Genomic DNA, 23054 nt, shown 5'->3' with positions numbered 1-23054 from the left:
CACAGATCCGGACGTGCAGCTTTCCCGCATCCGGCTCCTCTGACGAGTAGCTTGATCAGACCATTTGGTGACGCCAGTCACCTACCTGCCCGATCGGTATCGGGAAGACCTTCAGGATCGCGTTGAACCGCTCCCGCGACAGCTTCGGCCGTTGGCTTCGCCGTAGTAGGATCCGCCGCTACGCCTTCATTACCTGAAGACGGAAGCGACCGAGGCAGGTGCTATTGCCAGGGATGCCGAAGTACCCGTAGTGCCCGCGCAGCACCGCAGCCAGCCGCCGGCATGGCCCGCCAGTTTCAGCCAGTCGACGCGCTTGAGCACCTTCTTGGCGGCGTCGGCGACCTTCGTTGAGACAGGGCGGGCGCGGCGCAGCTCGTCGACAATGGTTTCGATGACGACGGTCTTCGCATCCTCGAAGCCCTCGAACGTCCAGCCGTTGAACCACAGGCAGAGCACCCGGCCGTCCTCGGCGAAGGCGCCTTCCAGCATCTTGAGAACGCTTGATTTGCCAGCACCCCAGTCGCCGTGCACGCTGATCGTCACCGGGCGTCTGGCGTCTTCCGGATTAGACTGACGACAGTCTTGGCGATCGCCTCGTAATAGAGCAGATCGGTTGCCGTCTCCCGGTCATTTAAGAACACATCAAGTCTCCGGTTCGAGGTGGCTGGTTCCAGGCGCGCAGGTCGCACGGCTTAGTCCGCCGCCAAAAGAAAAAAATACGAACATATTAAACTAGCTTTACGGACTTGACGAACTTAACGGAATTTCCCACCTTGTCTAGGGAAAGCTGCCCGCGTTCCAGGACAGGAGCTGCCCATCATGGCAAAGGCGAAGAAATCAGCACAAGGAAAGACCGCGACACGGGTTCGCAAGCCCAAAGCGCTGCTGACCATGTCCTTCATGACAGACCTGAAGGGACTGCTATCCAGGCCTGTCCGGGACATCAAGGTCAATGCATCCGGCAGTGCCGCCAAGGCGATGGCCATGAAACCGAAATACGTCCGGCTGCTGATCGAGCGTTACGGAGAGGCCCTCGAAAAGAGCACCAAAGAGGGAAATCCCTTCAGCTTCCGCGTCAATGTCGATCCAACCGGCAACGCTGTCGCCGCGCCCCTCGAGCGGGTAACCTCCAAAGAAGATATCGCAATTGATGAGGAAAGCAGCCTCGAGCTTGATCAGGCGTTGGCTGCAGCGCGAGACCGAGGTCTGATCAGGGCTGCGGAGATCCTGTCTGGCAAGGACATGCGCAGTGCCGACGAACTTGCCGAGTTGGTGCACACGACGCGCGCAACGATCAACACCAAGCGACAAAACGGACAACTTCTCGGGTTGGACGGCGCCAAACGCGGCTTCCGCTTCCCGGTTTGGCAAATCGATCACAATGGAAAACCCTATTCCGAGTTGCCGGCCCTGCGGGAACGGCTTGGTAGCCCCTGGGCCATCTTCCGTTTTCTCGTGCAGCCCCACGATGAACTTGACGGCTTGACTGGCCGCCAAGCGCTGGAGCGCGGCCAGGGGGAAGCCCTGCTCGCTGCCGCAGAGAGTGTCGGTCGCGGAGATTTCCACTAGGTGGCTGCCAAGGACCCACCGGCGACGCCGCGACTCGAACTCAACACCGTGGCCGCGGGTGCGAGGTTCGGGCGGATCTATCTTGGGGGTTATCCGGACCCACTTGGATACGGAAAATGACCCAGCCGATTCAGCGATCCGCGACGCCGCGTCGAGGCCAATCGTTTCGGTGTGTTGTACCTCGGCGATACGCTGAAAGCTTGTTTCCTTGAGGCCGTCTTGCGCGACAGACGCGATGGTGCCGACGGATCGCTTCTCCTAGGTGGGGATGAACTCCATGAGCGGAACTATGCGGAGATCGAGGTCACGTCGGCCTTGACCATGGTCGACCTGCGGAACGATTGCGCCATCCGTATGGGAGTTCCGACCGATGTCGCCCGTGCTTCGGCGCAGACGCTCGCGCGTAAATGGTCCCTCGCCTGGCACGAGCACCCCAAGCAGCCCGACGGCATCATCTATCCCTCGCGGTTGAACGGTCAAACCAATCTTGCAGTTTATCACAGAGCAGTGCCAAAGCTGCGGGCCATTGGTGTCCGATCTCTGATCCGCGCGTCAGGCTTGGCGGCAGTACTCGATGATCTGCTAGTGGAATTGGCACCTTGACCAAGGCAAAACGGCTAGATTCACGGAGTTCTAGGCCCCTCGCATTTCCGCGCGGCTTTCACTCGAAACGGCCAAGCCCATCCCTGCTGATCGGAAGCTGCAGCTTTCGTCACGGCTGCGGCCATGAGAGCCTATGTGCAAGGGAACGAGCTAGCCCGGTTCAGTGAATGTGAACACCGATTTCGGCCCGATGAATCCGGGTCCCGGAACACCAATCGATGCTCGTGATGACGACATCGTCATCACCCCCGAGCAAGAATTTGGCATGTATCCTTCGGAGATACGCAACAATCGAACGACCCGTTATCGCAGGTCGGGCGCGAGGCCGGCCGCGCCAATCCCGGCCACTTGACCTGCTGTGCTGCCATACACAACGACTGCTCGAACTGAAACTTTGCACCCGTCGTTGTCTCACTTCGCCAAGGACCTAAATGCCTGCGGCCTCCAGAATGGCGCTCATTTCCGCTTCCGCGCCGCGATTGTCTGCGCCGCTTGAACCTTCAGTGCGTGATGCGCCTCCTCGGCGAGGTTTCGGATGATGGCAGCGGCCAAGATTGCGTCCTCCGGAGACCGGCATCCCTCCAAACTGACCGCAACCAAAGGCAGGGGAATATCCAAGGATTTTAGCGCGGCTGCCCAGACGGCTCCGTGGCCCTCCGGCTACGCGCGAAATCTTTCCACCATCCGGCGCATAATCCGGATAGCCGTAGTATCAGCCGGCCGCATCCATGCGGTTCGCAATCTGTCCAAGATATTGGTGTGCGCGACCAGCGTGCTCACCGGCTCGCTTCATCCATTCTACGGATTGTTCAATGCGACCGATCTCGGGTGGCACACCTCCCTTTGAGACAGCTAAAAGCTGTTGGCAGACAACCTCAAAGTCCTGTGTGAGATCATAGATCAGGTACGCGACGTTATCGAGCGTAAGCACGTTAGCAAAATACGGCTCTTGCTCCCCTTCCAATTTCATTTCGACAAACGGCACTAGTACCGTTCGGCTGGGCGCAACTTCCCGATCGGCAGACGGATTGCTCTCGTCTGCCACAGACTCGATGTCACCGACCGAAAGAAGCAAGGACATAAGCGAGTTCTTCACCACGCTCACATTGTCGAGGAAATCCCCGTACATGCGGATCGCGTCGGGATTTCGCTCTTCGCCTTCGGAAGGAGTATCTGTGGCTCGGCTACTCACCATCTAAAGCTCTCCGATCCGAGCCTACGCTCGCTCAACCAGCTACCGCCTTATTGAATGTAGCGGGCTCGTATTGATTGACACTTCTGGTAGGATGAAGAGACTCCTTGGAATAGATGACCTGCTTCGCACCCTCGTGCTTAATTGGATGCGAAGTTATTATTGTCGTCACGCCGGTTCGCCTTTGGCTAATGACAGGCGCCTCTCTCTCCGCGAGTATCTTCGCGGCTCTCAAACCGCCCGCAGTTAGACTGAAAGCCGCCTGCTTGCCGAAGCTACTTCGTCGTATCAGGCCGGCAACCGTCATCATATTCAGCACTCGGGAGAGATTTGCCTGACCAAGCCCGAAATGACGCAAAAGTGCTGCTCTGTAGATTCGACGCTGCGGCTCTCGGAAAATCTGCATGAGAATGTCACGGACATGTTCGCGTTGCAGCACTTCCGCTGATGACAGACGTTCGCCAGCGGTAATGGATTCCGAGACTAGCTCTTTCAGTGTGCTGATCTTGTTCGCAAAAGCCTTGTGATCGACCTCAAGGTAAGCCCCGGTTCGAGCCATAATCTCGTGCCAGTGCCGCAACTCCTCGTCTCGCCGACCATCGACCAGGCACTTCCAAGTCCACGCTCGAAGTGCCCGATAAATGCTTTCAGCCGCTCGCGGGCTGCCGTCCGTTAGGGCGGCACGAATAACGAGCCGCGCTTCGTCCGGGGAAGCGTCGCCTAGAGCGATACCGTCGAATGCCGACATGGAACCGTTACCCTATCTCCAGGACCCCTTATCCCATCTAAGGCTTAAGAGATCATTTCACAACGTTTTACACCCGATTTGGTCCCTAGGTAAATCTGTGTTTCATTCTGAAACAGACTGCCATTCCGCTTTTGATTTCAATGAATTAACCTGAATTCCCGCGGGTGCCTGCGGCATAGGCAGCACGTAACCGAGCTCATTTTTCGAGGCCAATCGGGCATCCGTTTGCTGCACCACGAGCGCGCGCGCCCCGGTCTTGGCCTGCACTTCAGCAGCAACATTGAGATGGGCAAGCATGGTGGATTCCTCTCCCATCGACGGCACGACGAAAAAATCCACCTGCAATGTCAGGTACGGCGACACCACCGACGCCCGGTCGCAAAAGTCGCGACAGATAGCCATAGCGATCACTTGGTGATCAGTGATCACGACTGGGATGAATTCCCCCGATTTGATGTCCTCAAGACGGCCAGCTTCGTCTCGCGCCGGCACGATCTTATCGAACGTTTTGAGCTCTCGTCCGTATCCATCCAGAACCCTCGCCCGATTGACGTAACCCGTGCCGGTTTCCTCATGCCAACTTCCGGCAAGCACCCAATGGAGTGGCAATTCGTCCTCTTCGACGATCCGTTGTCGCAGGAGTTCACAGATCTTACGCCGCGCCCCCGGATCGATCGTCAATTCCGGCCAAACGATGCCTGCGCAATCACCCTCCATTGATCGTCGAATATGATTGGCGAGAGTGCCGTCAACATCGTCCGCAGCTATGCCGTCAGCGATGAAGTTACCTTCCCGCGTCTGATGGGTGGCAAGCTGCAGGTTGGAGAATAATGAAGCGGCTATCCCCGATTTCGTCCCCAAAGCGCGCAGATCAATGCGGACGGGCACAATTTCAAGGCCACCGACTTCAGGCGGCAGAAGGCGATGCCTCAGCGTGCCTCGTTTGAGATAGGGACGTCCATTCAAACGAGACTCGGGCAAATTCTTCGGACGAGGCACTACGAGCATTTTTGTGGAAGAGCAACGCCAATCCTCCAACTCAGAATCAGGGTCGCCGAAGTCTGTGCCGGCCGTGGTATAGAGCAATTCATCCACGGCCCTAATCTGCGCGGCCAACGAGGACATCCAGGCCTCGGCAGTGCTCGTGTTAGGCAGTGTCCAACGATGAATGCCGCGTGTCATCGCCTCGATACGCCGGGCGGCCTGCTGTCGTAGCTGGCTCTCGGCAAGCCGCTCGTAGGCCGCTTGAACAGGAAGCGGCGCCTCGCAAGCAAGCAGATGAAGCCGACACAAGATCGCGGTAAGCGGCTTTTTTTCTATCGACGGCGAGGCAGCGATTTCCGCCTCAAGATCCCGTGCCTTATCAATCCATTCTTGGAAATTCATGCGGCGACTTGTGACTCCCCCGGCAAACAATGCTAGGGGTTGAAGCTCGGCGCAAGCTCTACCACCCTAGTAATTTCCCTAGGACGGTGGACAACCCGAGGCGGCGGATCGCCATGGGGGCATTAAGCCGATGTCAGGGCTTGCGAAAATCAGCCCTCGATCGCGCAAGGATACTCAGCCGACCGCAGCCGCATCCAGCTCGCCGTCAACTTGACGAATCCGAACTCCCAGCCTTCCCGCCAAAGGTTCAAGAACGCCCAATATCAAGTTCCTTAAGTTGCGATAAGCATAGCTCTCGTAGACTGAGAGCAACATGTCGAGCGCTGGTTGAGAACCGTGAGCTGCGATCATTTGCACAGCTCCGGACGCCCCATTGTAGGAGCAGCGGGCAACGACGGACTCCAAAAACGTCAGGCTGAGCAAATGTTGCCGCTCTCGCAAAGTCCTGAGCGCTCCACCGATGCGGGCGGCGACCATGTGGTTCTCAGATCGACTTCATTCGATGCAATGATCGCTTTTAGTCTCTGTTCCGTCGTCGCCAAGGCAGCCCGCGATCCGAGCTGCACAAGGTTCTCGGCGACGATCAGAGCTTGTTCGAGATCATAATCCTGCATCGTAGCCCAGTCTTCCAACAGCGGGCGAAATAAGTCAGCGCCAGGATGGAGACGGGCAGGCTCTATCCCTCCACCGAGGAAAGAGTCCATTTGGAATACAGATGTCATTCCGACAACAACGTTGCCCGACAACGCGGCGCGATCCATCGCAGACAATGACCTACCTTCAAGATGCCGAACAATTTTCTCGGCTAGCGCTCGCGATGGATGATGACCGAAGATCGAAACAACCGCCTTTAAGTCCTCGATCGGCACTCCAGCGGCGGACTCGATCAGGCTAGACATCGCGTCGCGATCGCCGTAACGCGCAGCGAACGTCAATAGGCGTCGCCGCAGAAACTCCTCAATGTGCATGTCGCTAGCTAACGAGCGAAGAACATCTAACTTCCTAGAATCGGGGAGCTTTCGCGGGAGGTATCCGATGATCTCGAGCTTATCCTTATCCGTCAAATCGGATCTCATGAGTGCCGACTTGAGCGCAGGAATTGGATCATCAAACCTGGCTATAACTTCAACTGCGGCGGATCTGTTGAAATAATCCGAACTTGCCAATCCGGCCTCGACCAGCGGTAGCACTCGATCATCTGCTGGCGTAGCCAAATGACCAAATGCCTCTAACCGGATCGGTAATGAGAGATCCTCACTTTGGCCAATAGCAAGTAGCCGCTCTCTCGACAGTTTCCCTGCATCGAGGTGCCCAATGAGTGAAGCGATGGCACACTGGTCTCGATCGGTCGTTCCGTCGCGGCGTGCTCTCCCCTCATAAATGTCGAGCGCTTCATCTCCCAAATCATTGACCGCGATTTGCAGCTCGCTGAGATTTAGCAAATTCTCGATGTCGCCAGCCAACAGATCCAAAAGTACTTCTTTTGTCAGGCCAGGGTCGCCGATTTGCGTTACGATTGCTCCGGCTCCGGCATGCAGCATGTAGCGATCAGAAAGCACCGCGCGCAACTCGGGAAGTAACGGCACACTGAATACTTCCCCAATGAGTGAACCAATACGCTCTTGCAGTGGCCAACCCATCGACCTCCACAGTTCGCTCAATCGCGGGCTGATTTCACTTCGGAGTTTCGTCGTTATGCCCATTCCATTGGCCGCGCAGCGCGCCACAAGCCGAAGTCCTGTTGCAAATGCATCGTCCTCCCGAGCCAAGAACCTCTCGAGCAATTCCGCAGGATCTGGATGCTTTTCAAGCACGAACTGCATTGCCTGAACCCACGGACGCCTTGTCGTTCCTATAAGACGGCTCTCTATCTCCCCCACTCTGTGCTCGAGGATGTGGCAGGCGGCGAGATATTCCTGGATGACAGGGTACGGGAACGTAAAGTGCACTGGACCCGTCCGACGTAACACGCCGCAGGCAACTAGCCGCTCGATAACCTGCAGAGGCGACGCTTCGGCCCCACGCACTTTGCGAATCGAACGCTCCAACCGTCGAGCATCTACTCCAATTTCTTCGCGCTCCAGCGCTTCATAGGCCACCACTTCGGCTAGCGACCTCAACGAGGTGGGATCCACCTCACGCGGTTCCACTTGCTTGAATTGCTCTGGGCGGAACAGTAGTTCTAGATAAGCCTCCAGCAATTCGGTTCTTTTGAACGGCATGTCATCGGCGCTTAATCCCGAAGCTAAGAGAAGAGCCAGAAAGAATGGAATCCGTATCAATCGCGCAAGATCAGGACGGGCTTCTGCTGCATTCCTCACACGATCGGCAACAGCAGCCCCGCTCTCGCCGTAGAATGAAATAAACCGTCCAACGTCGTCCGGATGCAAACTTTCCAATTCTACGCGGAGCGCGTCCGTCGGAGCAGCGAGAGCCGCGACGTCGCGAACCGTTAGCAACCAGGACACTCGTGGATGTCGACTTGAGAAGGTCTTAATGCGCTCCAGGACGACGGCTCGGCGATCGCTTGAGACCTCATCAAGGCCATCAAGAAACAGAACCAAGATTCCCGCGTCGGCCGCCACAGCCCAATCGATCGCGACATCGAACTCAGTGTTTAGTGGTCCGCGAAGATACTCGCTGAGTGTCGCATCGCTTCTTGAGAGATCCGGAATACGCACAACCGCAGGCAGGAGACCTCGCGAGAGCGAAGACTTGACCAGCGCTGTGATTAAGGTGCTCTTTCCTAATCCTTGACCCGCAACAACAATCAGGCGATACAAAGGAACACTTGGGAATTGCGAAAGATCCACTCTATCGGGAGATACACCATAGGAAGATGTGGGCACCTCATCGTCGAAATCAGGCCGACGCGCACGGTCATAGCGTCGCGCACGAGGCCATACGAAGGTGTCGTCGAGCGGCTTTACCAATCCAGTGCCGGGTACCTCGATGGTACACTTGTCGGTCATGACAGCGCGGTAAGACGCTATACCCCAACCCTCCGGCTCAGCAATGGCAACTCCGTGCTCCGTTCTTAGGCGCTCGAGCAGTGGCGCTGCGGAGAAGTCGCCTCGCACACTAGATTCTCCACCCACTATATCGCGGAGAATGGACAGCAACGCCGTCGGGTCAGCGGACGATTCCGGCATCCAAAGAGGCGCAAAGTCTCTCTCGATTGTGGTGTAGGGATAAATCTCCACATCCACGCGGGACAAAATCTTCAGGATCTTGTCTGACGAAATCGCTCCTCCAAAAGCAGCTTCGATCTTGTCTAGCGTCAGACGCTGATAGTCTGTTGCTCGCCCCAAATACTCGGCGAGATCGACGACACCCCTGGTACGCAAACAGCATTCACGTAACGCGACAACGGTCGGTAAGTGCTCGCCGAAAGCCAGAATGATACGATCTTCGTCAAGTATCGACGGGTCCACAAGCTGATCTCGGACTTGTGCCCACATACCAAGCCAGGCGTCCGAAGAAGTGTCGATAGACCGCTTTGCCTGAACGAAACGACGCGAATGGTCTCCCAGTCGGACCACCATGTCGTCGACACTCGTGGGGGCTTCGACGCGCAGGTGCAACACCCGATCGTGCCTGGCACGCGGCCTCATGTCCAACATCCGGCCTAGAAAAAGTGCGGCAATAGTGTTCTGGAAGAGTACGCCGGCCTGATTCGCCGGCCCTCCTAACTCAGGCATGTTCGGGCCTCCCAATCCACCGGATACCCGATTCATCGCGGGATGTGCAGCTTACGAATTCGCCTATCCCCGAGCCCAGCACCGTCGAGCAGCCTACTCCGCCCGAGTCGCTTGGGACGTGTCGGATGAAGGTCAAGTCGTGAGAGGGGGATGGCGGTTTCGATCTAGACCGACCAGCCTGCCAACGGGGCGGGATCCGACCTAGGGTTTTCCCTAGGTTGCGCCGAGACCTATCCCTCGGGCCGCGCCACTATCGTAAATTTCAGATTGTCTACTGTCACAACAACCATTTAAGATCGAGGATCGCTGTACGAGGGCCGGACAATGCCGCTTGTTTTCGTGCATGGTGTAAATAACCGCAGAGGCACTACCCAACAGGAGCAGCAAGTCTTCGATGATCGAAGTACGTTGCTGCAGCAACAGCTCGCGCACGTTGCTTTTGTCGACCGAGTGAAAGCGACTGACGGGCTCAAAACGTTTGCGCCTTATTGGGGAAACCTCGGGGTCAAGTTTGCTCGTAACTTAGCCAGCTTGCCGAAGCCAGGAGCTCAAACGCTGGCTGTTGGGCAGCCGGCGCGTATCGATTTAGTGAATTCAACCGCCGCAAAGTTGGATGGGGAGCTCGTTAAGCAACCCACCCTGACTAACGACCCGCTGTTGACCGTCGCAAGGACCCGCTCGTTGCCTGCCGCAGTGGATCTTCTCTTTGCGGGATCCTCGAACGCGCCGAAAGCGGGTCCGCTCGCGCAAGCGCTGACAAATGCGTTGCCGGATGTGGCACGATTCTCCTTGGTTGCCGAGGCTTACGCAGCCACCAACCGCAATCCCCCCTGGCTGGCGACGGTCAAGAACGACGGTGAGTTTGTGGAAGAGCTGTTTCGTTCGGTGACAGCGTTTTCCGCGGCTCCTACCGGTACGGATGGAGCGATCCAGACACTTGCGATTGGAAACACAGTTCTAAATTGGTTGAAGACCGGCGCGGCCGCGATCAAAGATGCCGTATCGGAAGTCACTAAAAACGTAAAAGACGCTGTGGGCGGCGTTGCCGTCGACGCGACGCGCGCGGCCTTCCTGGGCCTGTCCGAATACGTTCGTCCGTCCGCCTCCACATTTGCGGGACGGTTCGTCGGCGATGTGTTCACTTATATGGACAATCGACAGCCAATAGTCGACGAAGTCCTGGCGGCAATCAGAAAGGCGGACGCAGCCCGACGTGCGGGAGACGACGAGCTCTATCTTGTTGGCCACAGCTTCGGTGGCATCATCCTCTACGATATCCTAACCCATTTTGCGAAGGACTTACGGTGCGACCTCTTTGTTACCGTCGGTTCGCAAGTCGCACTGTTTGCTGAGATGGGCCGATTGGCAGCAGCCAGCGAACTCGAAGAGCCTTTCTCGAAAGGCGAGCCCGCAGATCCTCCCGCGGCCGCAGCGCGCTGGATTAATGTTTATGATCTGACCGACTACGTCGGATTCGCTACGAAGGGCGTCTTCAAGAACGTGCTCGATTTCGAGTTTGAGACGGATGCCTTGCCGATTGTCTCTCACGCCGCATATTTCGATACTCCTCGCTTCTTCGCCCGTTTACGTGAACGAGTGAAGGAGGCATTTGATCCAAAGCCCCAGGCTTAATCGGGAGGGGATACTCATGGCCCTGATCTGGGCCGAAGGGTTTACGGGCGAAAGCGCGCTCGCTCCAGCGTGGCTGGAGATGAGCAAGACCACCGCCAAACGCAGCAAACTGAAGGCTTCAGACGGGATCCCTTTTCTGGACGCGAGCAAGGCTGAAGAGCTCGCCGTCGAGAAATACGCGACGCTCGTCAGACAAGCAGAAGACGCGATGAAGAATGCTGCGATCGGAGGCAAGCCCCGGACGCACATAATGATCGTTGGCGTGGGCGAATACGATTCAAAGGACGTCATCCCGACGGTCACCACGTCAGTGAATGGAGCCAGGAAGTTCGCTGAGTGGGCGTTAACACAATTCTCCAAGGCTGATCGTCCATTGGGTTCTATCGAATTCCTTTGTTCGGCAACACCGGAACAAGGTGAATGGATACCAGAAGACGACGCGGCCAAAGCACTCGGTTTTACAATTCCCTGTACCGCCCTGTCGGCCGAACCCGCTACATTTGAGAATATCCGAAAGCGCTTCGGCGAATGGTTGGAGCGTTCCGGCACTATGCTGGAGAACGCAGCGATCTGGTATTTCGCCGGCCACGGCATTTTCAAATCCGAGCCGACGCTCTTTGCTCAGGACGCACGCCTTCCGACCAATGACAAAGAAGGAGGCAATCTAATCGCGACCATCGCGAGCGCGACTTATCTGCAAAATCGTATGCCGAGCGTTCAATGCTTCTTCGTGGACGCTTGCTCCGAGTATAACTTCGAGGCCATCGCAAATCAGCTCGAGGTCATAGGCCGGCCTCTCTGCACTCCTGTCAACGGAGCGGCTATTGCCCAGAGAGACGCGTCAATATACTTCGGTTCGTACGCCGGCGGTAAGGCCTACGGGAGTGCGAAAGATGCGCCTTACTTCACGCAGGAGCTCATACGTTGCTTGACCCAACGAGCCGGTGATCCGACGTTCGATGGAAGCCCGGTGACCATGTCTTCGCTGGCGAGCGCTCTCAAAGCGGCGGCTATGCACCGTGCGGAGACAGAGGGGAACAGTGGGATCATCTTCTCCGAGAGCAAACCCGGTGTCGTTAATACAACCGGCGTTCTCTGCGATCTCGTCGGCCCTCCAGAAGTTTTGGTCAAAGTGAGGTGCAGCCTCGGCATGGCAATGTCCGCCGCCGACCTGTTCGTCACTGAGGAAGCGCCGGGCAAGAGACGTCTAAGCCGAGCTAAACGCAGGGACGCGCTATGGTGTACGCCCGTCCCGAGCGGAAAGTGGGCGGCGAGCGCCGCCTTTGACACAGATCAATACGAAAGCGGCCTCAAGTTATTCGAACCGAGGCCTCCGGTCTCTGAAGTCATTATTGACATTAAGCCCAGCACCAAAGCGCCAAGCAAACCGGATGGGACAAAGCCGTGACCAGCTACATTGTCCGGATAAGGGCTGAGAATGTGCCAGCCGATCTAGCCGGAGCGCCAGTCGCCGTGGAGGTGTTCTCCGAGGCAGGGAAGGCAGAGCGAGCGGCGTTGCGGCTCTCAGGTCGTCCCACCGACGTTATGGTCACAGGACCGGGCTCCTATCTGGTGAGGACCGCGCTTCCATCTGGCCGCATCATCTCAATCACCGTGGCAACCCCGGAAACCGCCGACCCAGGCGGACTAGCCATTGGCGAAGCCGTGTTGGACATGAAGGAGAGCGATGCGATTGCTGATTTCTGGCGCGAAGCCGAATCCCTGATGAAAATCGCGACGGCGATACAAGCAGGCCGCAAACCTGGCGAGTCCATGCCGAGCTGGGTAGTCGAGCGCGGACGCGAGCTCGCGAACCGTGCAATGGAAAACCTGGCTGAACTTGCGGGAAATGCTATTTCGCGATTCCTTGCTCGCTTCCGAGCACCTGTCGATGACATTGGCGTCAGTTCGGCGGACCCCGCGTCACCCGGCGTTACTAAATCCGACCATCACGTTCAGGAAGAGTCCCAAACTGGCCACCCGATTGAACTAACCTATCGCTGGGGCACATTTTTGGAATGGACTGCTGGAAGAACAAACTCGGCCTTGGTCCTGAAAAAGCGTGGAGATGGAAGAGTCAGCCTGAATGGGGAAATACCGATCTCCTCCGAGATGCCCCCAAATAGCTGCTACTATATAGAGATTGCAGAGCCGTCGCGACGGAATGCAGCCTTGGTCATTTGGCTCCCCGGATCGACGGGAGGAGCCGTCAAACTGGGTATAAGCTCTGAGCTGAGCGGCTATAGGAGCGGGTCCATTCTATCCGCCTTTCCGTCTTCGCCCGACGATGCTGTCGCAACGACATTGTTCGAGTACGTCCGTCAGGGGGCGATTGAAAGTGCTCGCCTCTCGCTTGATGATCTCATCGATCGACTGCAGAATTCCCAAGAGACGCCAAGCGCAAACACCAGCATTTTAGCCGCCTACGTTCTCTACAAACTTAGGCATCCCTACGCGGATGAACTTATCTCGCGCCTCTGCGAGACAAATTCTGACCTACCTGATGCGCACGTGCTCCAATGCGCGCAATGGATAGCCACGGGTCGACAAGACAGCGTGCCGGACCAACTCATAGAGGCGATCAGATGTGGCATTCCCATCTACACCGAGGGCGTCAGACTGCTCCGGGACAGCTCAAATCTATGCCGCGACCTATTCCCGGACGACAAAAGATTTGGCTCCCAAGTACGCAAGGCTCACAGCGCGGCTTCAGCAGCCAATTTCGAGTCCATGTTGACCTGCTTGCGGCTCGGCGCCGATGTTGTGGCCGAATTTGTCTAGGAATGCGCTACACTTCGCCGGCCAGTCTCGCACTGCCGACCACCGTGACATTGCGCGTGCGGCGTTAGCCTCTCATCGCTCGGCCCACTGGCGAGCAAAAGTACTTAGAGCGATATAAGCCCGTGCCGAAGCCCGATGACGACCGCGCTGATTTTATTCGCAGCTCCAAGCTTTTTCTTCACGTTACTGAGGTGAAACTCGACGGTTTTCTCGGAAATTCCTAGAATTCCACCTATCTCCCAGTTCGTCTTCCCCTCTTTGCACCATTCGAGACACGCAACCTCTTGAGGTGTCAGGAGCGGACCATTCGCGCCGACTTCGTGAGCCGGTGATTGCTCTGCGAAAGATTCCGGACCCTCGAAAGGAAGAGAGTCTCCATCCAGTTGCGCGGCTATCGCCGCCGCATGCAAACGATCGGTATCTGAATGGGACTGGTGCGACACAGCGCAGCGCTGCCTCTGATATTGAGCCCCTTCGGGCGTCGAGATTGGAGATCGACTGGAGGGCATGCGGTGCAACACATTTTTTCCGGCGATTCCGCCCGGGAGCTAATGAATTTCGGATTTTCTAGAAACTCAAATTATGGCACTAGCTTAAATTGAGTTCACCTTCCAACGCAATGCATTTGTGCTGCAGTGAACGGAGCACGCGCCGCCTTTTGCTTGCTCGATCTTGTGGCGGCGTCTCTCTCCTGAGCAACACCGGCAGAACCAGCCGCCTTGACCGCCTGAGCACCGTCGCGATTTCGTTGCGAACCCAATCGTCCGGTGCATCGAGCCGACGCACGCCGGGTGATCGTTCGCAGGTGATCCATTGCGGTCCAATCAGCACCACTAAGACTTCACAAACCTCCAGTGCATCCTTCAGCGCTCTGTCCCAATCCGCACCCCAGGGAATGCTGCCGCCTCGCGAGTCCATAAACACCGAGCCGTCGCCGAACGATTGACGGAGATCCGCGTAAAGGTGGCGCCCCCTGATTCCATGGTATCGATGCGCCGATAATTGATGAAAATTTCGCGCATGGTCATGCTCAATTATAAATTTCAACCAGACCCGCCCGAGCGGATCGGTCTATAACGGTCTCTAATTCTAGTTGAAAGAATTGCCATCATCAAAGAGTCTAGATAGAATGCCCCGGCGCTGGCGAATGCCATTTCCCGGCGGATGAGAGATTGTTGCTCTGCCCCAACAAGGCTTCGCGTCTGACCGCTGGGACGTGGCGTTGATTAGGTGGCACATGAAAATAGCGCTCTACCCGGCGAGCGCCAAATACGAGCCATGGATGGGCCCGCACCGGCATCCTACTCTCCTTTCGGCACCTCAAGCCGACTTCGATCTTGATGCTCGTCCTGATGACGGCTTTCCAAACCACCACATGGTCACGAGAGGCCAGTGTCCCTTCGAAATGCGACCGCTCACGATTTCGGTCGTTCTTGATGTTGGACACACAGTCCAGGCGCCCGGCGCTCGGAGCGCTCGCAACATATCTGAATATGATTTCAATCTGCGACTGGGCCAGCGGATCGAGCGGCGGTTGATGGTGGATGGTTTCACCAGCACCACTGCTGGTTACTGACCGAGAAGCTAGACCAAGCTTGTTTAAGCGTGTGGCCACCGCAAACCAACTTCCGGCAGATCTATTCGTATCCATCCACCACGATTCAGTGCCCGACTGGCTTTATGAAGATTGGGAAGTTGATGGCACGCCTAGCCACTTCAATGATAGATTCAGCGGCTATTCGCGCTTCGTCTCCCGAGAAAATCAAGATTACGACGCGAGCCTACTTTTCGCCACGCTACTTGGGAAGCAATTGAAGGCGCACACAGTTTGCACTATGCTCGGCATTACACAGAGCCTTTCATGCAGCGTTACCAGCGCGAACTGGTGGACGTCGAACTAGGGATTTATCGGTACGATCCGCTCATCGTGCTCAAAGAAGCCAAGATGCCCTCTATCTTGCTTGAGGCTGGTTCGATCATTAATCGAGATGAAGAGATCCAAATGAATTCACTGGAACGGCGTGATCTAATCAGTGCTTCCGTGAGCAGTGCCGTGGTAGCGTTTTGTGATGCGCGGGCTGGCGGTTGATATCACTACATTGCGCATCCAGAGGCCTTGGGCTTGAGCCTTCCGGACATGCTTTTTTGGTTCGCGTCGCACCCCGATCAGGTACGTCACCGATGGTGAGCACCGCCAAGCCTTCTGGGAATGCGAAGCTACCAACAAATCCGTCGGCACCCGGACCTGCGGACGCCTGGACAAGATAGTCGACCTCGCGCCCGGCATGGCACGACGGTGGAGATCAAGACGGGCAATGGGCGAGCCCGCGTTACGATTTCTCTTGTCTTGAAACTCTGCGACTTCGGCAAGATACTGGCCAAGATCATTCCGAGGAAGACGATCATGGCGATCCAAATCGTGATGGACAGTACCGGCGACAGCCGTCACTTTTTCAATCCCAGTGTCGTTTCTCGCTCAATCGGAGTCGGTATGCGGAAAAGGGCAGATGGTTCAGCCTGCGTTAGAGTCAATGCTGGTTAGATCGGAGTCAGTTGACCGCGATTACACTTCCATCGGAGTCCCTTGGGCTCCGTCCGCGGTTGTGCATTATAGTTGACAATTGCAGACGAGTTGTGTACTGCAATACACATGTTCGAGGTCCGCCAGACAGACATCTTTGCGAGTTGGCTCCGGGCGCTCAAAGACGCAAACGCCGTTGCGCGGATCGCCGCCCGCATCCGCCGTCTCGAACTCGGCAACCTGGGCGATGTGAAACCGGTTGGCGAAGGCGTCAGCGAGCTGCGGATCGACTACGGGCCAGGGTATCGCATTTATTTCATTCAGCAGGGCAACACCGTGGTTATCCTGCTTTGCGGTGGCGACAAGCGAACCCAGAACAAGGACATCAGGACCGCCAAACGGATGGCGAAGGAGGTTTGATATGTCCCTTAGAACAACCAAGTTCGACGTTCAGGAGTATCTGAAGACGCCTGATCAGCAGGCAGCCTATTTGGAAGCAGCGCTTGAGAGCGATGATCCTTCGTTTATTGCTGCTGCTATCGGAGATCTGGCCAAGGCTCGGGGAGTTTCGAACTTCTCCCGCGAGACGGGACTGAGCCGCGAAGCGATCTACAAGACATTTCGCGTGGGCGGCAATCCAACGCTTGATACATTGAGCAAGGCAACGAACGTTCTCGGCTACAAACTAGCTCTTGTGCCGAAAGATCGGATCGCTAATTCGGTAGTTCGCCGCCTGAGCGGCCAGCGCGTTACTACCGCCAAGGCAAAGAAGCGCGCTTGAGGCGCGGGCGTGACCTGACGTGTCGCCATGAGCTCGGAGCGACGCGCGCCGGAGGGACCGCCTTGCAGGTTCGCGGCCACCGCTACGAGATCCGGGCGCGAAGGTGCGCACCGACTGGTTTCATGTTCCGACGAAGTCGGCTGCTGGTTGAGCCGCGCCGGCCCTTGCTTGAATATCGGCGAAAGATGTGGCGTAGCCGAGGTTGTGCTGAATTCGCTGGAAACCTGCATGACGACAGCGACTAAGCCGAAAATTCGAGCCTACGTCGTCCTCGGCGACTTCCGTCCCCTTCAAGAGACTCCGACGTGGTCCTGAGGGGAGCATGAGATTCATGTTGGAGATAATGTCAGTCGGCTCAAGCAGAATCTCTTCGGGCCGCTGAACTGGCCGAAGGCGCGAGATCGAAGGCGGAGTCAGAGTTCGCTCGCGGCCCGGCGGCGACCGCGCCAACAGCTAAAGCGTCCGGCGCCAGACGAAGGCGAAAGCTTGCCTCTATACCGCATCGGTCAGCCAAGGTGCACAGGGCCTGCAGCGAGACCGAACTTTGGACCACCCAGAACTAGAGTTTTGCGCCTCCTGCTCTGAGACCATTCTTTGGACCGCCGGAGGCTGGAGTTTTCCGGCTTCGTCATGATGGCGGGCTGGCTGCGTCATCACGATTGAGCAAGGTTATCGGGGGGTTTTGCCCGATTGCCCCATGCGGGCGCTCTTCGTTGTAGTATCTGCGCCAATCCTCCAATTTTGTTCGGGCATCGTCAAGGGTTAGGAACCAGTGCGCGTTCAGACATTCCGCCCGGAAGCGTCCGTTGAATGCTTCGATGAAGGCATTGTCGGTGGGTTTGCCCGGCCTAGAGAAGTCCAGCGTGACGCCGCGTTGATAGGCCCACAGATCCAAATCGCGCGAGACGAACTCGGTGCCCTGATCGACGCGAATCGTTGCCGGGAATCCCACTTTATTGCAAACCCTTTCCAGTACCTCCACGACGTCGGTGCCGCGGAAGGTGAACCCTGGCTCCAGCGCCGGCGAGAAGCGGGAGAAGGTATCGACTATCGTGAGCACGCGCAGCTTGCGTCCCGTAGCCAGCTGATCGTGTACGAAGTCCATCGCCCATGTCTCGTTTGAGCGCGTCGCCGGCTTTCGATCGTCGCGCAGCTTGGCCTTCACGCGTCGTTTTGGTGTTTTGTTGCGCAATTGCAGGCCTAACTCGCGGTAGACCCTGCGCGTCTTCTTCTGGTTGATCGACCAGCCCTCGCGGCGCAGCAGCACGTGGACGCGCCGGTAGCCGTAACGGACCCGCGTCTGGCAGATCTCCTTGATCCTGTTCTCCAGGTCGGCCTGTCCGGGCCGACGCGATTTGTAGTGATATGTTGACCTGTCGAGTTCGAGTAGCTGGCAGGCCCGCCGGATCGAGACATCCCATTCACCACAGACCACATCGACAAGCTTGCGCTCGCGGACAGGCCTCAGAGCTTTCGGCGGATGACGTCCTGCAGCATCTCCTTGTCCAGCGACAGGTCCGCCACGATCCGCTTCAGCTTGTTGTTCTCGTCCTCAAGCTGCTTCAGCCGCCGCATCTCGGTCGGCAGCAAGCCGTCGTACTTCTTCTTCCAGTTGAAGTAGGTCGCCTGGCTGATCCCGGCCTTGCGGCAGATATCGGCCACCGGCACACCGTCCGCGCCCTGCTTCAAAATAAACGCCTTCTGGGCGTCCGAAAACTTCGAAGCCTTCATCGTGCTCCGCTCCTCCCAGCCAGGGAATCTGGCGCGGAAGACTCTAACCAAAAACGGTCCAGTTTTAAGGGCTCAGAGCAGTGGAGTGGTACTGAAGAAACCCCAGCCGAACAACCTCGTCTACAAGCGGCACTCGCCGCATGGATTGTGGATTCTTTAGCGTATGGTGCTTGTTTGCAGCGAACGCGTTCGTCAAACACGGCGGCCTCTGGCGGAGGTATACGATCTTCGGCGTACGGTCCCGCTTCCGCGCGCTGAGAGAGAGATGCCGTTGGCCAGCGCTCAGTCGCCGCCCGCGCGTTTCGTCCACAGCATGCCATCGCACCACACGTGGTCAACGCGGTCCCACTGGCAGGCAGATGCCGCATTCGGGAAAAACCCGCGTCCATTGTGATTGGCGCTGGTATTGCATAGTAGCGGAATGCCCGTCAGGCCTTCGTATTCGACGAGAAGTTCGGCGATTTTGTGCTGAGAGGTTCTGCAAATAGTCTGCAATCTCGCAGATCCGTCCAGATGCACAGCAGCGGGAATCTTGTCCCGCCATTCTGCTCGTGTTAGGTGCTCGAAAAGCATGTAAGGGTCTGGCGTTCCGGGACTAAAAATATCCGGCGCACGATCCTCCAGGCATATTGGTGCTACAGGCCGGAAGTGCTCGCGAAGTTTGATGTCGTTGAGATGGTCCTTCATTCGTGGCGATGTCGCCGCGGCCAGTATGCTTCTGCTACCCAAAGCCCGAGGTCCAAGCTCCGCGCGGCCGGCAAGGAAAATGACGGGCTTGTTGCTGGCGAGAATGGTTGCAAGTTCACGCATGCTACATGGTGAGCCGCCCCATCCGGGCGGCACGTCGCCTCGTTCCACAGCCGGACCACTATAGACGGACCATTCCAATGGTACAAAGCCTTGATCCGCCGCCAATGCGGAGCAAGCGGCACCTATTGCCGAGCCACTGTCATTTGGAAAGGGTGGCACCCAGATAGCATCGAACAAGCCGGCCGCTCGTAGTGCGCTATTCCATTTTATGTTGAGACCGCAGCCGCCGGCTATGCACAGATTGCGGGCGGAAAGCCTCGAATGTCTCTGTATAGCATTCGCGAGTTTGGTAACGAGCAGACGCTCTTGGAAGCAATGAAAGGATGCAAGCACATTTGCGGGGGGGTTGGCCTTTAACCGTAGCGCGCTGGCGTCGAAGAACTCGTGGACAGGCTCAAGCGCGGCGTCCTCGCTGCAACGACCGACTGGCTCCGTAAACGTGATAAAGTGCTTTTCGTAGAGCTCCTGAAACACCTCGACGATGCTTTCATCGACCGAACCGAGCGCGATGTAGGCCATCAACTTGCCCGCAACACCGAGGTCCCACTTGGTCCGGTTCGCCTGCTTGTATGGTCCGAAGTGATAGCCTGCGGCAGCATAAGCATGCCCGATCAGCGGGAAGAGGCACTCGAGGAACCTGGCTGCGCGGCGTTCTACATGGTAGAGACGCGGAAAGGAGGCGCCGTCCCACACCAGACAGAACGCGGGCTGCCCGGCCTTGGCGAAAGGGCTAGTACAAAAAGCGGAAGCTACATGGGCTGTGACATGCGGATAGCTTTGATAAGGGAAGGCGCTCTCGTTGAGCATCAGCCCAGAGCCGTCGTGCGCTATGAGGAGGCCTTCGGCATCGCCCTCAACATACGGTGCCCCTTTAAGGCTAATGGGTGCAGTCCCACTGAGAACCTGAAATTGTGACTCGACCTCGCCCCACCATCCGTCGATGACGAACCGATCAACGTCTCGCGGATCTAAACCGTGCTCTGCCAAGGCGACAACAACTGCCTCGAGATTGTCGATTTTTTGATATCGCGGATTATTGCCCCGCTTCTCCTGCTCGATACAAAACACAAGCCGTCCGTCCTCGATAAGGGCGACTGCTCCGTCATGGGTCAGTTTGATACCGCAGATGCGCATACTGTCTCCGAACCTAATGTCGGTGATCCACTCGATTTGAAGGTGCCGCAACTGTTGCTCATGTCGCGAGACTCAGATTGGCTCCCATTTGTCACGATGCACGCTCTGGGCCAGTTCCAATCAGAGGAATGGCTGGCGATTGTCTGATCAAAGTCGGGGCCGGAAGTGGCTTGGCCGATTCGTGACACCGGACGCGTTCGGTTTCGGACCAAGCACTCCCGCCTACGACGACAATATGCGTGCGCGCGACCTGCGGCCCGTGCGCCTTCTCCGAGGTCGAGCGAACGAGCGCAGCGGGGCTCCCTACCGGATGAACGAGATCATGGCCGCGCGATGCCGCCGAGTGGCTCACGGTGACACAAACCCACTTTGTAATTCAGTTAGAACCTAGGCATTCGCGCTAGCACGACCTCAAATAGGCCGTGGCGAACCGCGCGTATCATAGGCGCCCTATACCGAGATGGCGGAAGTCAGGAAGACCGAATGCGCTTGTCTGCACCGGTCTTGGGTTGAAGGGTAAGCGCCGTTCAGGGGCCACCTACCGGGTGACGGGGTGATCTGCGAGTCTGCCGTTCGGTTTGGACCTTTAGGCTTAGAATGGACACAGTGCATACTGCTATCACGGAGCCGGTGCGGCGGCTCGAGGTCTTCACCGCAGCCGGCCGTCGGCGGAAGTGGAGCGACGAGGACAAGGCCCGGATTGTTGCGGAGATCGTTACGAGTGGCGACTCGGTGCTTGGTAGCGCGACGGCATGGATTGTCGCCGCAGCGGCTTTTTGGCTGGCGCCGTCAGTTGCGAGAAGCAGCGCGCGGTCATTTCGAAGCAGAAGAAGCGTAGTTTGTGCCGGCGGTGGTGGATGCCGTGGTGCCGGCGCCAGCTCTTGGCCGTGAGCGCTGCAAGGCCAAGGCGGATACCGGGGTCATCGAGATCGAAGTTGACGGCATCACGATCCGGGCTGGCCGTGGTGCGGACCCGACGATGATTGCGTCGATCGCCCAGGCGCTGAAGGCGAGCCGGTGATCGGTCCGTCGGGTGCGGTCCGGGTGATGGTGGCGACCAAACCGGTAGACTTCCGCAAGGGAATGGAGGGCTTGCTACCCTGGTGCGCGAGAGCTTGGGGGCGGACCCATTCTCGGCAACTGTTTATGTGTTCAGGGCCAAGCGGGCGGATCGGATCAAGCTGGTGTTCTGGTACGGAACGGGCCTGTGTCTGTTCGTCAAGCGGCTCGAGGATGGGATCTTCCGCTGGCAGATCGAGGATGGCGTGATGCGCCTGTCGGCGGCGCTATTGTCGGCATTGCTCGAAGGTCTCGACTGGCGGGCGTATCCACGAGGGACGAGAGACGCCGGCGCCAACGCAAGCGGATAGTTGTTGGCGGCACTGCGGCGAAGTGAATCAGGCGTCGGCCGCGTCGCCAGATGACGGCGAATATGCTCTGAATTGGGTGTTAGCGACGCCCTGCCTGACGATCCCGACACGCGCAAAGCGATGCTGCTTGCCGAGTGGCGGGAGAGCGAACGACTGCGTCAGATCATCAAGGAATTGCAGCGGATCGGTTTGGCCGCGCCTTCGCGCCGAGGCTGTAGACGCCTGCTCATCATAAGTTGCACCGCCTGTTGAGAGCCGCTCATCCAACCTAAACAACACCGGCTTGCAGACTCTGGTTTTCAAGTAGAGCGAACTACCATGGCAACCATCGGCACCTTCAAGAAGACTGGCAACAACGAGCTCACCGGCGAAATCGTCACCCTCTCGCTCCAGGCCAGGAACGTCCGGATTGTCCCTGAAACCAACCGCTCCGGCGACAACGCACCGAGCCACCGGGTCTATGTCGGCCGTGTGGAGATCGGGGCCGCCTGGTCCAAGCGCTCCAACGAGGACCGCGATTATCTGGGTCTGAAGCTCGACCATCCGAGCTTCACCGCTCCGATCTTCGCCGACCTCTTCGCCGACGAAGATGAGGGCCTCAGCCTGATCTGCTCCCGCCGCAACCGTCTAGCGGCGACTGACCCGATCCACAACGCCTCGCCCGGTTGGGCCGGGCCGGGCATTACGTTGCGCAGGAGCCTGCCGCCATCTTGCGGCAGCGTCGCACCCCGACCATGCGAGCTTCGCAGGACGGATGAACCGATTGCCTCAAGGAGCTTTAGTCGCAAGTAACCGAGGGCGCGTCGTCGTGCTTGAGGTGTCGCTTTCGGACATTGTAACTGACCAGCCAGATCACGCCGACCGCGATCGGCACGAAGGCTGCGGTCAGGAACGAGGGCTCTACTCGCAGTCCGACATCATGCGCGCCCTTGGCAAGATAGCTGAACAGGCTGACCACATAATATCCTATCGCCCCGACCGACAATCCTTCGACCGTGCACTGCAGCCGAAGTTGCTGTCTCGCGCGCTCGTTGATAGCCTGCAACAGGTCACGATTCTGTCGTTCGATTTCGACGTCGACCCGGGTTCGCAACA

At 57.6% G+C, this 23054-nt stretch carries 22 protein-coding genes and 3 pseudogenes; 14 read left to right on the top strand and 11 right to left on the bottom strand.

The genetic code is table 11. The annotated features are described in order from the left end of the window. Positions 1-189 precede the first annotated feature (189 nt). A complete protein-coding gene (locus tag OWC48_RS40215; protein ID WP_282524969.1) occupies positions 190-543 on the bottom strand; it encodes a P-loop NTPase fold protein in 354 nt (117 codons plus the stop codon). A 357-nt stretch (positions 544-900) separates the two neighbouring features. Between OWC48_RS40215 and OWC48_RS40210 the strand changes: the two genes are divergently transcribed. After that, positions 901-1569, top strand: a complete 669-nt coding sequence (locus tag OWC48_RS40210; protein WP_404979884.1) for an XRE family transcriptional regulator — start codon at positions 901-903, stop codon at positions 1567-1569. Positions 1570-1704: 135 nt separating this feature from the next. Then, positions 1705-2172: pseudogene (locus OWC48_RS40205) on the top strand (RES family NAD+ phosphorylase); the annotation flags it as partial. Positions 2173-2884: 712 nt separating this feature from the next. On the opposite strand, the gene OWC48_RS40200 reads toward OWC48_RS40205, so the two are convergent. The 5 genes from OWC48_RS40200 to OWC48_RS40180 form a co-directional block, all read right to left on the bottom strand. Further along, on the bottom strand, positions 2885-3367 hold the full coding sequence (locus tag OWC48_RS40200) for a hypothetical protein (RefSeq protein ID WP_282524967.1): 483 nt from the start codon (positions 3365-3367) through the stop codon (positions 2885-2887). Positions 3368-3398: 31 nt separating this feature from the next. Continuing rightward, a complete protein-coding gene (locus OWC48_RS40195) occupies positions 3399-4112 on the bottom strand; it encodes a hypothetical protein (protein ID WP_282524966.1) in 714 nt (237 codons plus the stop codon). A gap of 102 nt (positions 4113-4214) precedes the next feature. After that, a complete protein-coding gene (locus tag OWC48_RS40190; protein ID WP_282524965.1) occupies positions 4215-5498 on the bottom strand; it encodes a hypothetical protein in 1284 nt (427 codons plus the stop codon). Between the two features lie 174 nt (positions 5499-5672). Continuing rightward, positions 5673-5849 (bottom strand): hypothetical protein, encoded by a 177-nt coding sequence (locus tag OWC48_RS40185; protein WP_282524964.1) that lies wholly within the window; start codon positions 5847-5849, stop codon positions 5673-5675. 59 nt (positions 5850-5908) lie between these two features. Further along, positions 5909-9112 carry an NACHT domain-containing NTPase gene (locus OWC48_RS40180; RefSeq protein ID WP_282524963.1) on the bottom strand — a complete coding sequence of 1068 codons (3204 nt, stop codon included), beginning with the start codon at positions 9110-9112 and terminating at the stop codon, positions 5909-5911. Positions 9113-9523: 411 nt separating this feature from the next. On the opposite strand from OWC48_RS40180, the gene OWC48_RS40175 reads away from it, so the two are divergent. Genes OWC48_RS40175 through OWC48_RS40165 form a run of 3 tightly spaced genes read left to right on the top strand, consistent with a single transcriptional unit; the run spans position 9524 to position 13612 of the window. Then, on the top strand, positions 9524-10831 hold the full coding sequence (locus OWC48_RS40175; protein ID WP_282524962.1) for a hypothetical protein: 1308 nt from the start codon (positions 9524-9526) through the stop codon (positions 10829-10831). A gap of 16 nt (positions 10832-10847) precedes the next feature. Further along, positions 10848-12239, top strand: coding sequence for a caspase family protein (locus tag OWC48_RS40170; protein ID WP_282524961.1), 1392 nt, complete (start codon positions 10848-10850; stop codon positions 12237-12239). After that, positions 12236-13612, top strand: coding sequence for a hypothetical protein (locus OWC48_RS40165; RefSeq protein ID WP_282524960.1), 1377 nt, complete (start codon positions 12236-12238; stop codon positions 13610-13612). The genes OWC48_RS40170 and OWC48_RS40165 overlap by 4 nt, the downstream gene beginning before the upstream one ends. 104 nt (positions 13613-13716) lie before the next feature. Here the strand turns inward: OWC48_RS40165 and OWC48_RS40160 are convergent, their stop codons facing one another. Continuing rightward, entirely contained in the window at positions 13717-14121 is a 405-nt protein-coding gene (locus OWC48_RS40160) for a response regulator transcription factor (RefSeq protein ID WP_282525019.1), read from the bottom strand. A gap of 79 nt (positions 14122-14200) precedes the next feature. After that, positions 14201-14659 (bottom strand): TIR domain-containing protein, encoded by a 459-nt coding sequence (locus OWC48_RS40155; protein WP_282524959.1) that lies wholly within the window; start codon positions 14657-14659, stop codon positions 14201-14203. Positions 14660-14849: 190 nt separating this feature from the next. Between OWC48_RS40155 and OWC48_RS40150 the strand changes: the two genes are divergently transcribed. From OWC48_RS40150 to OWC48_RS40135, 5 genes are all read left to right on the top strand, one after another. Continuing rightward, complete coding sequence (locus tag OWC48_RS40150) at positions 14850-15188, top strand: N-acetylmuramoyl-L-alanine amidase (RefSeq protein ID WP_282524958.1); 339 nt, start codon at positions 14850-14852, stop codon at positions 15186-15188. Beyond that, positions 15157-15513 carry an N-acetylmuramoyl-L-alanine amidase gene (locus tag OWC48_RS47235; RefSeq protein ID WP_368860683.1) on the top strand — a complete coding sequence of 119 codons (357 nt, stop codon included), beginning with the start codon at positions 15157-15159 and terminating at the stop codon, positions 15511-15513. The genes OWC48_RS40150 and OWC48_RS47235 overlap by 32 nt, the downstream gene beginning before the upstream one ends. Further along, entirely contained in the window at positions 15474-15701 is a 228-nt protein-coding gene (locus OWC48_RS40145; protein WP_282524957.1) for an N-acetylmuramoyl-L-alanine amidase, read from the top strand. Before OWC48_RS47235 ends, OWC48_RS40145 begins: the two co-directional genes overlap by 40 nt. Positions 15702-16262: 561 nt before the next feature. Continuing rightward, positions 16263-16553: a type II toxin-antitoxin system RelE/ParE family toxin gene (locus tag OWC48_RS40140; protein ID WP_282524956.1), complete on the top strand. Its 291-nt coding sequence runs from the start codon at positions 16263-16265 to the stop codon at positions 16551-16553. Between the two features lies 1 nt (position 16554). Continuing rightward, on the top strand, positions 16555-16914 hold the full coding sequence (locus tag OWC48_RS40135) for an addiction module antidote protein (protein WP_282524955.1): 360 nt from the start codon (positions 16555-16557) through the stop codon (positions 16912-16914). Between the two features lie 628 nt (positions 16915-17542). Here OWC48_RS40135 and OWC48_RS40130 read toward each other — a convergent pair. Both OWC48_RS40130 and nodU read right to left on the bottom strand, forming a co-directional pair. Next, positions 17543-18645 (bottom strand): IS3 family transposase gene (locus OWC48_RS40130; RefSeq protein ID WP_282524954.1). Its coding sequence is split into 2 segments (ribosomal slippage): positions 17543-18384 and positions 18384-18645, totalling 1104 coding nucleotides; the frame shifts between segments, so codons are not numbered across the junction. 282 nt (positions 18646-18927) lie between these two features. Then, entirely contained in the window at positions 18928-20589 is a 1662-nt protein-coding gene (gene nodU / locus OWC48_RS40125; RefSeq protein ID WP_282524953.1) for a nodulation protein NodU, read from the bottom strand. A 553-nt stretch (positions 20590-21142) separates the two neighbouring features. Between nodU and OWC48_RS47095 the strand changes: the two genes are divergently transcribed. The 4 genes and pseudogenes from OWC48_RS47095 to OWC48_RS40105 all read left to right on the top strand — a co-directional run. Beyond that, positions 21143-21427 (top strand): transposase, encoded by a 285-nt coding sequence (locus OWC48_RS47095; RefSeq protein WP_308777024.1) that lies wholly within the window; start codon positions 21143-21145, stop codon positions 21425-21427. A 3-nt stretch (positions 21428-21430) separates the two neighbouring features. Continuing rightward, positions 21431-21610 (top strand): hypothetical protein, encoded by a 180-nt coding sequence (locus OWC48_RS40115; protein WP_282524951.1) that lies wholly within the window; start codon positions 21431-21433, stop codon positions 21608-21610. Beyond that, positions 21607-21959, top strand: a pseudogene (gene tnpB / locus OWC48_RS40110) (IS66 family insertion sequence element accessory protein TnpB). The gene OWC48_RS40115 and the pseudogene tnpB overlap by 4 nt, the downstream one beginning before the upstream one ends. 318 nt (positions 21960-22277) lie before the next feature. Next, positions 22278-22586, top strand: a pseudogene (locus OWC48_RS40105) (DUF736 domain-containing protein); the annotation flags it as partial. Between the two features lie 151 nt (positions 22587-22737). Here the strand turns inward: OWC48_RS40105 and OWC48_RS40100 are convergent. After that, on the bottom strand, positions 22738-23054 hold a 317-nt coding region (locus tag OWC48_RS40100), incomplete at its 5' end, for a DUF3422 family protein (protein ID WP_282524950.1).

This window comes from Bradyrhizobium sp. Arg816, assembly GCF_029989365.1.
GTDB lineage: Bacteria > Pseudomonadota > Alphaproteobacteria > Rhizobiales > Xanthobacteraceae > Bradyrhizobium.
The sequence above is the reverse complement of the archived record's forward strand: the minus strand, read 5'-3'. Positions and strand labels throughout refer to the sequence as shown.

Coding starts and splice junctions, on each gene's coding strand:
- OWC48_RS40210 (WP_404979884.1), top strand. CDS start 901: ATGACAGACCTGAAGGGACTGCTATCCAGGCCTGTCCGGGACATCAAG.
- OWC48_RS40200 (WP_282524967.1), bottom strand. CDS start 3,367: ATGGTGAGTAGCCGAGCCACAGATACTCCTTCCGAAGGCGAAGAGCGA.
- OWC48_RS40195 (WP_282524966.1), bottom strand. CDS start 4,112: ATGTCGGCATTCGACGGTATCGCTCTAGGCGACGCTTCCCCGGACGAA.
- OWC48_RS40190 (WP_282524965.1), bottom strand. CDS start 5,498: ATGAATTTCCAAGAATGGATTGATAAGGCACGGGATCTTGAGGCGGAA.
- OWC48_RS40185 (WP_282524964.1), bottom strand. CDS start 5,849: ATGATCGCAGCTCACGGTTCTCAACCAGCGCTCGACATGTTGCTCTCA.
- OWC48_RS40180 (WP_282524963.1), bottom strand. CDS start 9,112: ATGAGGCCGCGTGCCAGGCACGATCGGGTGTTGCACCTGCGCGTCGAA.
- OWC48_RS40175 (WP_282524962.1), top strand. CDS start 9,524: ATGCCGCTTGTTTTCGTGCATGGTGTAAATAACCGCAGAGGCACTACC.
- OWC48_RS40170 (WP_282524961.1), top strand. CDS start 10,848: ATGGCCCTGATCTGGGCCGAAGGGTTTACGGGCGAAAGCGCGCTCGCT.
- OWC48_RS40160 (WP_282525019.1), bottom strand. CDS start 14,121: ATGCCCTCCAGTCGATCTCCAATCTCGACGCCCGAAGGGGCTCAATAT.
- OWC48_RS40150 (WP_282524958.1), top strand. CDS start 14,850: ATGAAAATAGCGCTCTACCCGGCGAGCGCCAAATACGAGCCATGGATG.
- OWC48_RS47235 (WP_368860683.1), top strand. CDS start 15,157: ATGGTTTCACCAGCACCACTGCTGGTTACTGACCGAGAAGCTAGACCA.
- OWC48_RS40145 (WP_282524957.1), top strand. CDS start 15,474: ATGCAGCGTTACCAGCGCGAACTGGTGGACGTCGAACTAGGGATTTAT.
- OWC48_RS40140 (WP_282524956.1), top strand. CDS start 16,263: ATGTTCGAGGTCCGCCAGACAGACATCTTTGCGAGTTGGCTCCGGGCG.
- OWC48_RS40135 (WP_282524955.1), top strand. CDS start 16,555: ATGTCCCTTAGAACAACCAAGTTCGACGTTCAGGAGTATCTGAAGACG.
- nodU (WP_282524953.1), bottom strand. CDS start 20,589: ATGCGCATCTGCGGTATCAAACTGACCCATGACGGAGCAGTCGCCCTT.